At 69.2% G+C, this 10,668-nt stretch carries 9 protein-coding genes and 1 tRNA gene; 2 read left to right on the plus strand and 8 right to left on the minus strand.

What is annotated here, in order from left to right; all coding sequences use genetic code 11:
- From kdpB to AC4BEG_RS28750, 6 genes are all read right to left on the minus strand, one after another.
- Positions 1 to 2,142, minus strand: coding sequence for a potassium-transporting ATPase subunit KdpB (kdpB, locus tag AC4BEG_RS28725; RefSeq protein ID WP_490702624.1), 2,142 nt, complete (start codon positions 2,140 to 2,142; stop codon positions 1 to 3).
- A 424-nt stretch (positions 2,143 to 2,566) separates the two neighbouring features.
- A complete protein-coding gene (locus tag AC4BEG_RS28730; RefSeq protein ID WP_490702625.1) occupies positions 2,567 to 3,346 on the minus strand; it encodes a GNAT family N-acetyltransferase in 780 nt (259 codons plus the stop codon).
- Between the two features lie 161 nt (positions 3,347 to 3,507).
- Positions 3,508 to 3,585 carry a 50S ribosomal protein bL37 gene (locus AC4BEG_RS28735; RefSeq protein WP_490707238.1) on the minus strand — a complete coding sequence of 26 codons (78 nt, stop codon included), beginning with the start codon at positions 3,583 to 3,585 and terminating at the stop codon, positions 3,508 to 3,510.
- Positions 3,586 to 3,611: 26 nt separating this feature from the next.
- Positions 3,612 to 4,430, minus strand: coding sequence for an SDR family NAD(P)-dependent oxidoreductase (locus AC4BEG_RS28740; protein ID WP_490702626.1), 819 nt, complete (start codon positions 4,428 to 4,430; stop codon positions 3,612 to 3,614).
- Between the two features lie 555 nt (positions 4,431 to 4,985).
- On the minus strand, positions 4,986 to 5,510 hold the full coding sequence (locus AC4BEG_RS28745; protein WP_490702627.1) for a hypothetical protein: 525 nt from the start codon (positions 5,508 to 5,510) through the stop codon (positions 4,986 to 4,988).
- Between the two features lie 92 nt (positions 5,511 to 5,602).
- A complete protein-coding gene (locus tag AC4BEG_RS28750) occupies positions 5,603 to 7,573 on the minus strand; it encodes an APC family permease (protein ID WP_490702628.1) in 1,971 nt (656 codons plus the stop codon).
- A gap of 104 nt (positions 7,574 to 7,677) precedes the next feature.
- On the opposite strand from AC4BEG_RS28750, the gene AC4BEG_RS28755 reads away from it, so the two are divergent.
- On the plus strand, positions 7,678 to 8,331 hold the full coding sequence (locus AC4BEG_RS28755; RefSeq protein WP_490702629.1) for an integrase core domain-containing protein: 654 nt from the start codon (positions 7,678 to 7,680) through the stop codon (positions 8,329 to 8,331).
- Positions 8,332 to 8,632: 301 nt separating this feature from the next.
- Positions 8,633 to 8,703: transfer RNA gene (locus tag AC4BEG_RS28760), tRNA-Leu, on the plus strand.
- A gap of 649 nt (positions 8,704 to 9,352) precedes the next feature.
- Here AC4BEG_RS28760 and AC4BEG_RS28765 read toward each other — a convergent pair.
- Together AC4BEG_RS28765 and AC4BEG_RS28770 are read right to left on the minus strand one after the other, a co-directional pair.
- Complete coding sequence (locus AC4BEG_RS28765; protein ID WP_490707239.1) at positions 9,353 to 9,739, minus strand: integrase core domain-containing protein; 387 nt, start codon at positions 9,737 to 9,739, stop codon at positions 9,353 to 9,355.
- Between the two features lie 33 nt (positions 9,740 to 9,772).
- Positions 9,773 to 10,318 (minus strand): IS3 family transposase, encoded by a 546-nt coding sequence (locus AC4BEG_RS28770; protein ID WP_490702630.1) that lies wholly within the window; start codon positions 10,316 to 10,318, stop codon positions 9,773 to 9,775.
- Between the last annotated feature and the right edge of the window lie 350 nt (positions 10,319 to 10,668).

A 10,668-nucleotide genomic window follows, 5' to 3' on the forward strand; every position in this document is an offset into this window, starting at 1 on the left:
TCAGCCCAGGCCGGGCACCCCGGAGATCAGCAGGTCGATCAGTTTGATACCCAGGAAGGGCAGCACCAGGCCGCCCAGGCCGTAGCGCAGCAGATTGCGCCGCAGCAGATCGTGGGCCGACGAAGGCGTGTAGCGCACGCCCCGAAGCGCCAGGGGGATCAGCGCCACGATGATCAGCGCGTTGAAGATGATCGCCGAGGTGATCGCGGAGGTCGGACTGTGCAAACCCATGATGTTCAGTGACCCCAGGCCGGGGTACGCGCTCGCGAACATCGCCGGGATGATCGCGAAGTACTTGGCGACGTCATTGGTGATCGAGAACGTCGTCAACGCTCCTCGTGTGATGAGGAGTTGCTTGCCGATCTCGACGATCTCGATGAGCTTGGTCGGGTTGGAATCGAGGTCGACCATGTTGCCGGCCTCCTTGGCGGCCGACGTGCCCGTGTTCATCGCCACGCCGACGTCCGCCTGTGCGAGCGCCGGGGCGTCGTTGGTGCCGTCCCCGGTCATCGCGACGAGCTTGCCGTCGGCCTGCTCCCGTTTGATCAGGGCGAGCTTGTCCTCGGGGGTGGCCTCGGCCAAGTAGTCGTCGACGTCCGCCTCTTGGGCGATGGCGCGGGCGGTGAGCGGGTTGTCGCCGGTGATCATGACCGTGCGGATGCCCATGCGGCGCAGTTCGGCGAACCGTTCGTGGATGCCCTCCTTGACCACGTCCTTGAGGTGGATCAGACCGAGGACGCGCGGGCCGTGCCAGTTGTGCACGGCCACCAGCAGCGGGGTGCCGCCCGAGGCGGCCACCGCGTCGGCGAAGTTCCGTGCCTCGGACGGGACGTGGCCACCGCACATCCTGACCCACTCGATCACTTGCTGCGCGGCACCTTTGCGGATGACGCACCCGGCTCCGTTGTCCCAGCGCAGGTCGACGCCGCTCATCCGGGTCCGCGCGCTGAACGCCACCCAGCGGGCGTTGCTCAACTCGCCCTGGGCGGGGGCCCACAGGCCGTACCGGTTCTTGGCCAGGACGACGACCGAGCGGCCCTCGGGCGTCTCGTCGGCCAGCGACGACAGCTGGGCCGCCTCTGCGAGCTGCCGCTCGTCGATACCGGGCAGTGCGACGAACGCGCTGGCCTCGCGGTTGCCGAGGGTGATCGTGCCGGTCTTGTCGAGCAGCAGCGTGTTCACGTCGCCCGCGGCCTCGACCGCGCGGCCGGACATCGCCAGGACGTTGCGCTGGACGAGGCGGTCCATGCCCGCGATGCCGATCGCGGACAGCAGGGCGCCGATCGTCGTCGGAATGAGCGTGATCAGGAGTGCGACCAGCACGGTCGTGGACTGGGCGGCGTCCGCGTACGAGGCCATGGGCTGGAGCGTGACCACGACCAGGATGAACACGAGGGTGAGCGCCGCCAGAAGGATGTTCAGCGCGATCTCGTTCGGGGTCTTCTGCCGGGAGGCGCCCTCGACCAGGGCGATCATCCGGTCCAGGAAACTGTGGCCGGGGCGGGCGCTGATCCGTACGACGATCCGGTCGGACAGGACCGTCGTACCCCCTGTGACACCGTTGCGGTCGCCGCCCGCCTCCCGGATGACGGGCGCGGACTCGCCGGTCACCGCCGACTCGTCGACCGCCGCCACGCCGTCGACGACGTCACCGTCCCCCGGGATCATCTCGCCCGCCTCGACCAACACCACATCCAGCGGCTTCAGTTCGCTCGCGGCGACGGTCTCGCCGCGGGCCGTGCGCGGGTTCGTGCCGTAGCGCCAGTCGAGCAGCCGCAGTGTCACGGTGTCCGTGCGCGCCCTGCGCAGCGACTCGGCCTGGGCCTTGCCGCGGCCCTCGGCCACGGCCTCGGCGAGATTGGCGAAGACCACAGTGAGCCACAGCCAGAGGCTGATGACCCAGGTGAAGACGGCCGGATGGAGGAGTGCCGAGAGCGTGGTCAGGACGGCGCCGACACTGACCACGAACAGCACCGGGTTGCGCGCCAGGACCCGCGGGTGCAGTTTGCGCAGAGCCTCGGGGAAGGACCTCACGAACTGGGCGGGTTCGAACAGCCCGCTGGCACCGCGGCGTCTGGCGTTCTCCGTCGGCCGGTGCTGGAGACGGGACGGCGGGGCCTGCTCGGGCGCGGTGGTGGACATGACGACCTTCGTGAGCTGACGGGGACGGTGGCACGGCGGTGCACGGTCGTCGGCGACAGGACGACGACCAAGGCTCCCGTGCGCCGGTGCCGGTCCATCGCACGGGTACCGGGCCGCCGCGATCCGGATCGGACAGTGGACTCCGGAGCCGGAGGGGGCACTGACGCCTGCGGCCCTCCTCGCGCGGCCAGCAGGAACATATCCACTTCTGAGGCCCGAATCCGCCTGTCCGGCAGGATGTTTGCGGCTCCCATACGGAGACGTCCCGCACGACGTCAATCATCCGTCAGGGAAACCTGAGACTGCGTCAGGGTCGCGTCAACACTGCCGCGACCGGCTGAGCTCTGCCAGGGGACTGATCGTCGCCGGAACCGGGCCTACGACACCGCGCCCCGCTTAGGGCTATGCGCCGCCCCGCTTAGGGCTATGCGCCGAGCCGGGCGGATGGGGATACCGGACGTCCGACGGAGTACTGCACGTACTCGCGGACCAGGCGGAAACCAGCGGTCCAGGCCAGGAGACGGCTGGCGCGGTTATGGACGGAGCAGTTCCAGCTGGGGGTGTGCCCCCGGGCGGCGATGTCCGCGCACAGGGCGGTGACGCAGGCCAGTGCGAGGCGGTGGTGGCGGTGATCAGGGGCGGTGTAGACGGCCACGTCCTCGTAGCAGGTACCACGGAAGTAGGTGCACGCGATCGCCAGCACCCGGCGGTGCCGGTCGACGGCAGCCCAGGCGTGGCCGGAGCAAGCGAGGCCGAGGGAACCGCCCCAACTGGCGGTGATCCAGGTGGCGTCGGGCCCAAGGGCTTCCAGGGCATCGGTGTCCGCTGGTTCCAGGCGGCGGACGGTGATGCCGCGCGGCGTGGCGCATGGCTGGGGCCCGGCCTGATACGTCCACACCATCCGTTCCCACGGGGTGAGCCGGTCGAACGCGGTACCGAGAGCGGGGAGGAAGCCGACGGGTGCGTGGATACGCGTTCCGGCCAGCGGCGCCAGGGTTTCCGGATCGAGGGTCTCGGGGGCGCCGCGCAGGACGACGTGGCCGGCGCAGGAAGCAGCGAGAACGCGGGGCTGACGGGAGCGGTCGGCCCACCAGCGGCCCACGCCGGTGGCGAGCACATGCTCGCCGACGAGCGCCGGGCCGGAGGCGTCCGCGGGGAACCAGTGGGAGAGGGCGGGCAGGTGATGCGGGGCGAGTTCGATCAACTGGGTCTCCGTTTCCGGCCGGTCCAGTGGTTGAGGAGGTCTGTCCAGGGCGAACGGGGATGCGGGGCGGCGCGCCTCAGCGGTCGTCCCTCAGCGATGGTGGTGCCGACGCGGGTACGGGGGCAGTCCTCGCTCACCTGCCCCTTGCCCAACCGGGGGTGTCAGCTGTGGCCGGCCCTGCGGCCGTGGTTGGCCTTCTTCTTGCGGCGGGCCTTCTTCTTCCGGGCGCGCTTCGACATCCGTGCTGACTCCCTTGCTCCGTGGCTCAGGCGGCGCGGCCGACGAGCAGGTCGGCCAGCTTGTTCAGGCGCCTGATGGTCCGGTCCTCGGTCGCTGCCGGAGCCGGGCCGACGGGCTGGTCGCGGTCGTAGTAGGCGCCGTTGGCGATGTCGACGGCCGGGTCGCACAGCCGGACGACGTGTGCCGCGCCCTCGTCCGGCGTGGCGCCCTCGGACGCGTACAGCGGAAGGAGGGCCGTGTCGCAGACGCCCGGGTGCACGGAGACAGCGGTGACCCGCGCGTCGGCCGCGAACACGGTGAGGGCCAGTTGGGACTGGGCGTAGGCGGCGAGACGGGAGTAGCGGCGGGTGCGGTTGGGGTCGGACCATTGGATGGAGGCCGTGCGGTGCAGGGAGGAGGAGACGTTGACGACGCGGCCCCCGGGATCGCTGGTCAGCGCCGGTTCCAGCAGACAGGTCAGCAGGTAGGGGGCGAGGAAGTTGACCTGGAAGGTGATCTCGTTGCCGTCTGCGGTGATGGTGTGCCGCTCGGGGGCGGCCATACCCGCGTTGTTGACCAGGACATCCAGGTGGGGGTGGTCACCGGTCACCCTGCGGGCGAACGTCTCGACCTCGTCGAGGCGGCTGAAGTCGGCCGCGTAGGTGCACAGTCGGGCCGCGTCGATGCCCGCGGTGGCGATGAGCCGGTCCGCGGCGGCCCGCGCGTCCTCGGCGGTGCGGCCGTGCAGCAGCACGGTGGCGCCGCTCTCTGCGAGCTGCCGGGCGGTCTCGTACCCGATGCCGGAGGTGGCTCCGGTGACGAGGACGGTGCGGGAGGCGAGGGTGGGTACGACGGTGTCAGACATGGTCACATCCGGGGGTGCGGGCACGCGGCTTCGCCCCGGTGCGGGGCGGCGGGCGTGCGAAGTGGGAGGAGGCGGAGCGCCGGAGGTCGGTCACGGCGCCCCGCGGGTGGGTGCGGGCAGCGCGTCAGCGGGACACGGACGCGGGTGCTTCCGCACGGCGCGGCTCACGGCCGGGCGGCCGAGCGGGACTCGGCGGCCGGTCGAGGTGGAGCCAAGCGCTGTTCACACCATCCATGGAAGCCGTGTCGCGGAGCCGAGGCAAGCCCGACGCCTTGTCCCTGACGCGCTTCTGACGTGCCCTTACGAGTCCTTGACGGGGCCCCTCGGCGTTCGGGAGCGGCCGCTCTTCCTGCCACTGCCACTTCCGGTGAGCGGACGGCTTCCGTTGGCGGTCTTTCCGTGTGACGGGAAGAACAGGACGCGGGACCCGGCGGCACGCTGTGTGGTGGCCGGCCGTCGTGCCGCGGAGTGTTGTTCATAGCCAACATCCCCCCACCACCTCCCCGACGTCAGATGCCGTTGGCTGCCCTCTGGGGTGCTTGGGGCACCGGGCGCCTACTCCAGGCCGGACGCCCCGAGGATCGCCCGCGCGGTTCCACCGTCGATGCGTTCGCGCAGCTGACGCAGGACGTCGGCCCCCTGCCGCAGGGTGCCGTGCGCGAGAGAGTGCCGGGCTCCGGTATCCAGCTCGTGCCACAGCAGCGGATTGGCGGTCAGGATGCGGGGGTCGATTGCCACAAAGTGGCCGTACGTGTCCCGCAGGAGGAGACGGGTGGCAATCCGGCCGTCCTGCCGCACCACGGCCAGGGCGTCGGTGCGCACCCGGCGGACGCGGAGGAATCCCCGTACCGTCAGCCACCCGTCGCCCGCGGTCACGCGCGGCGGCCGCAGTACGGTGAACACCAGCACCGCGAGCAGGGACCAGAGATCGGCCCGCTCCACGGTTAGCCCGCCCGAAGCCCAGTCGAGCAGGGTCGTCATCCCGGCAAAGGCCAGCGCGAGGCACACCGCACACCGTGCGTCCGTACGCCAGCGGCGGTCCCCGGGCGTCGTGGCGAACCGGCCCGTCAGCCGTTCCATAGCGCTCACGTTAGGCGGAGCGTGTGGCGGACGGACTCGGCCCTGACACCCCTCTTACGCCGTTGCGCTCGTCCTTGACGGGATCCTGGCGGTCAGCCGACGTGGACGTGAGGGCGGCGGGCCCGGTCGGGTTCGGCCTCGCGGAGGACTTCGCGGGTGACGGGGGCAACCTCTCCCTGGCCGAACAGGAAGAACCGCAGAAAGTGGGCGAAGGGGCTGCCCTCGGTCCACTCGAAGTAGATATGCGGCCTGCACCCGGTCTCGTCCCGGACGTGCAGCAACAGGGCGGCCAGCGAGTTGGGGATACTGGAGCCGTCGAGGGTCAGTACGCGGTAGCGGCCGTGCAGTACCTCGCCGTGCACTCGTACCGCCGTTTCGAAGTCGGAGGGGTCGCGGACGGTCACCTCGACGAAGATGAAGTCCTCGTGGTCCGGAACATCATTGTCGGCGCGTATCTGGTGGATCTTGTCACGGTACTCGGCCATGTCCCGGCGGTCGGGCTCGTTGGCGATGAACCGTATGCGACGGGTGGCGGTGTCGCGGACGAAGCGTTCGGCCATGGCGTCCAGCTGCATGTCGGTGACTCGTAGCTCGAAGGCGCGGGCGAGCCGGGACAACAGGGACACCGCGATGATGCCGGCGATGAAGCAGGCGCCGATCTTCACACCGTCGGGCCGCTCCACGACGTTGACCGCGGTGGTGTAGCCGAAGACCACGGAGATGGTGCCGAAGGCGAGGGTCCAGCCGCGCTGCCGGGCGCGGCGGGCGGCGATGGTGACGGCGACCGCGGCGGAGGTCATGAGGACCAGCACGCCGGTGGCGTAGGCGCCGCCCTGGGCGTCCACGTCGGCGTCGAAGAGCCAGGTGACCAGGAAGCCGATCAGCGTGAAGACGAGGACCATCGGACGTACCGCGCGGGCCCAGTGCGGGGCCATGCCGTAGCGGGGCAGATAGCGCGGCATCAGATTGAGCAGTCCGGCCATGGCCGAGGCGCCCGCGAACCACAGGATTCCGATGGTCGCGGCGTCGTAGATGCTGCCGAACACCGAGCCCAGGTAGTGGTGGGCGAGATAAGCCAGGGCACGCCCGTTGGCGTCGCCGCCGGACTTGAACTCGTCCTGGGGGATGAGCAGGGTGGTGATGAAGCTGGTGCAGATCAGGAAAGCGCTCATGATCACGGCGGCGGTGGTGAGCAGCTTCTTGGTGTCCCGGATCCGTCCGGTGGGTCGCTCCTCGGTGTCACCAGGACTGCCCTCGACGTGGGGCATGACCGCCACGCCGGTCTCGAACCCGGACAAGCCGAGCGCCAGCTTGGGGAACATCACCAGTGCCAGCCCGATCATGACCACGGGGTTGCCGTGTTCGGCGGTCAGCGCCTGCGACCAGTCGGTGACCACGTGAGAAGCCGTGATCACATGCCACAGGCCGACGACCACGACGACGGCGTTCAGTGCGAGGTAGACGCCCACGAGGACCACGGCCACCCCGATGGCCTCCATGAAGCCCTTGAGGAAGACGGCGCCGAGCAGGGCGACCAGGCCGAGGGTGATGGCGACCTCGTGGCCGTGCAGGGTGCCGGTGAAGTGGGGGTTCTCCACCAGGTGGGTGGAGGCATCGGCTGCCGAGAGGGTGATGGTGATCAGGAAGTCGGTGGCCGCGAACGCCAGGAGTGTCAGGACGAAGAGCTTGCCCTTCCAGAAGGTGAGCAGCCGCTCCAGCATGGAGATCGACCCCTCGCCGTGCGGGCTCTCCTGCGCCACCCGCCGGTATACGGGCAGGGCGCCGGCCAGCGTCACGGCCACCAGCACGATGGTGGCGATGGGGGACAGGAGCCCGGCGGCGAGGGCGGCGATACCTGGCTGGTAACCGAGGGTGGAGAAGTAGTCCACTCCGGTCAGACACATCACCCGCCACCATCGCTGCCCACGGTGCCCCTGCGGCACCTGGGCGTGCGGTCCCGGCTGCTGCTTGGCCATGTCGGCCAGGCCCTCCAGCAGCCAGGTCCGCAGACGACCTCCCGCATGGCCCTCCGGACGGGTCCCCACATCGGTGGAGGTGGCCATCGCGTACTCCTGTCACATCGCTTACCGAACACGCCATCGAAGAAAAACGGCCAGATCAGGGTAAGCGGGGCCGTCTCCGGGCCCCACAGTGGTCTGGGAAGATCTTGACGGCAGCCGGTGTCGACCCGGCTCCCCGCCGCGGCGGGCCGACTTGGCGCGACTTCCTGACATCCCAGGCCGAGGCCATCATTGCCTGCGACTTCCTGCACATCGATCTGGTGGATCTTCGCCGCATCTACGCGCTGGTCTTCCTCGAGCACGGCACGCGCCGCCTCCACATCGCTGGCGTCACCGCTCATCCGACCGCGCAGCGGACGGCCCAGCAGGCCCTAGCTCTTGAGGTGGGCGTGTGCCTCGAGTCGCTGCGCTTTGTGGTCCGCGACCGGGACGGCAAATACACCAAGTCTTTCGACGCGGTCTTCGAAGCTGAGGGCATCGAAACCATCCGGACCGCCCCGCGGTCCCCGCGGATGAACGCGCACTGCGAGAGGGCGATCGGGACGCTGCGGCGTGAACTCCTCGATCACGTGCTGATCTGGAACGAGACCCATGCTCGGCACGTCCTCGACGTCTACGCCCGGCACTACAACGGCCATCGCCCCCATCAGGCCCGAGGGCAACGTCCGCCCCTTTGCGACCGTCAGGTCGCAGCGTTGACCGACTCGAGCACTCCGCGACGACTACTCCAGACTCGGGTCCTCGGCGGCCTGATCAACGAGTACAGGTATGCGGCCCGAACAGCCGCGACGGGTTTCTGAACGGCACAGGGTGGCAACCAGCCTGAACCTCATTTTGGGTCTTCTCGATGTCTTCGACGCTGGTCCGCTTCCGCAGAACTGAACGCCTCGGCGGACGGCGGGCGCCTGCGTGGTGTGGGGACCAACAAGCTGAGGCCCCTGGCTTGTGTATCGCGCACGACCGAGGGACGCTGTAAATGAGGACAGAACTGCACGAAATGCCTTGACTCCCTTGGGACCAGTTTGGGACCACACGGCATGCGCGCACCTGAACAACGCCCCTACTGGCACACGGAATCCGCGACTCCTTAGTCGCGGATGTCAGGATATATCACAATGGGCACTTGACTGGGGGTCAAGGGGTCGCAGGTTCAAATCCTGTCGTCCCGACCAGCGTTTTCGCAGGTCGGAGGCCGTTTTCGCGGGTAGCGGAAGCGGCCTTTGTCGTTCCCGGACTGGGAGCGATGGGGAGCCCTCTGGGAGCCCTCGTGCTCCCAACTCGCAGACGGGTCAACCCCGTCCGGTTTGTCCGTCACCCGATCCGGTCGACCTGTCGCGCGGTACGGCGCCGCCGCGCGCCGTCGTCAACCGTAGGGCGCCGAGGTCACCCCGCCGGTATGGATGCTCTCGCCATCGAGAGGCATAAGGACCCCTTGACGGCCCCCCGGTCCCCTTCCGGGGTGGGAGCGCGGCTTCGTGCTCCCCATGCGACGGGGGAGGGTCGGCCACGTTGGCGACGCCGGGCGGCCGTCTTCGCAGGCCAGTGATCACTCGGGCTCTCCGGTCGCCTGATGCCTACCACGCCAAGGCGGGGCAAAGCCCCTTTGCGCTGGGCGGCAGACGGGGCACTCCCAGGGCGTGAGCGCCGTAGTCGGCTCTGCAGCGCCGTAGGGAGACATCCGGTTGGGGTCTCAAGGGAGGAAGAATAGTGTGCCAAGCAGTGAGGAGTGGTTGGTAGCGTCAGAACGCATCACTTCCACGGTGGGGTGTGAATGTGCTCTTGCTGGCTGGGGAAGTGGGGCCGTACCGCTTCAGAATGGCCTCATAGCCGGTGCGCTGGGGTTTCGTCGGGTGGTCGGCTGGCGCTGCGGTACTCGTTGACGAGTCCGGCAACGGCTTGTCGGTGTTCGATCCGGGTTGACGGCAGGGGGATGACGTCTGAGTCGTCCAGCGGCGCGAGCTGATCTCGGCCCTGATGGGGTCGGTGGCCGTTGAAGTGCCGGGTGTAGTCGTGGAGGATCTTCTCGGCGTGTCCGCGGTGGAAGATGAGCAGGCGGTCGGTGCGCTCTTCACGTACGGAGCGCACGAACCGCTCGGCGTGCGGGTTGCGGTTGGGACTCCTCGGAGGGATCTTGGCTACGGTGATGCCCTCGTTGGCGAAGGCGGCATCGAAGGCGGCTGTGTACTTTGCGTCCCGGTCGCGGGCCAGGTGGGTGAACTCGGTTGCGCGGTCGCCGAGTTGTCAGAGCAACTGGCGGGCCTGCCGGGTCGTCCAGGTGGCGGTGGGGTGAGCGGTGACGCCGAGGATGTGCACGGTGCGGGTGCGGACCTCCATGACGAACAGGGCGTACTGGCGGTGCATGGCGAGGGTGTCGACGTGGAACAGGTCGGTGGCGAGGAGGCCGTGGGTCTGGGACTTCAGGAACGCTGTCCACTCGCCGCGTGCGGGGTGACGGCGTGGGGCGGGTCTGAGTCCAGCGGCGCGCAGGATGCGGCGGACGGTGGCCGGGCTGACCTTGTGCCCGAGGCGGCGGAGCTCACCGTGGACGCGCCGGAATCCCCACTGCGGATTTTCGGTTCCGAGCCGCGTGATCAACTCGCGCGGTTCCTCCGGCAGGGGAGGTCGGCCCGGGGACAGGGGCTGAGTCCACTTGTTCTTGACCCATCGCTGGTGCCAGGCGAGCAGGGTGCGCGGGGAGACGATCTGATGGCCACGCAGCGTCCGGAAGGAGGCGAGCGAGGGCGGCGAGCAGTGCCCGGTCCGGCCATGTCGGCATCGGGGCAGCAACCTGCCGGAGCAGGGTCGCGACCTCGTGGCGCAAGATCAGTAGTTCGACCTCTTCCTCTGCCGAAACGAGCTGACCAGCGCATTCGCCCGCCTGGCGGCCCTGCCACAGCCAGCAATCTGAACCACGGCACCGCCCTGCCCACCCACGACCCGAAAAACCCTGGAGCACCCGACCCGAGCGTCCGGCCTCGACCGTGCCCACACGCCCACGAGCAAGCACACTTCTGTCGCTTCGAGTGCCGGGTCAGGATGCGGTTGATCACCATCGGGATCGACCCCCACAAGTCCCTCTCACACCGCTGTCGCCGTCGACGCCGCAGGCCACAAGATCGGCCAGCGGCGCTTCGTCA

It is taken from the genome of Streptomyces sp. JLBJ103, from assembly GCF_058215575.1.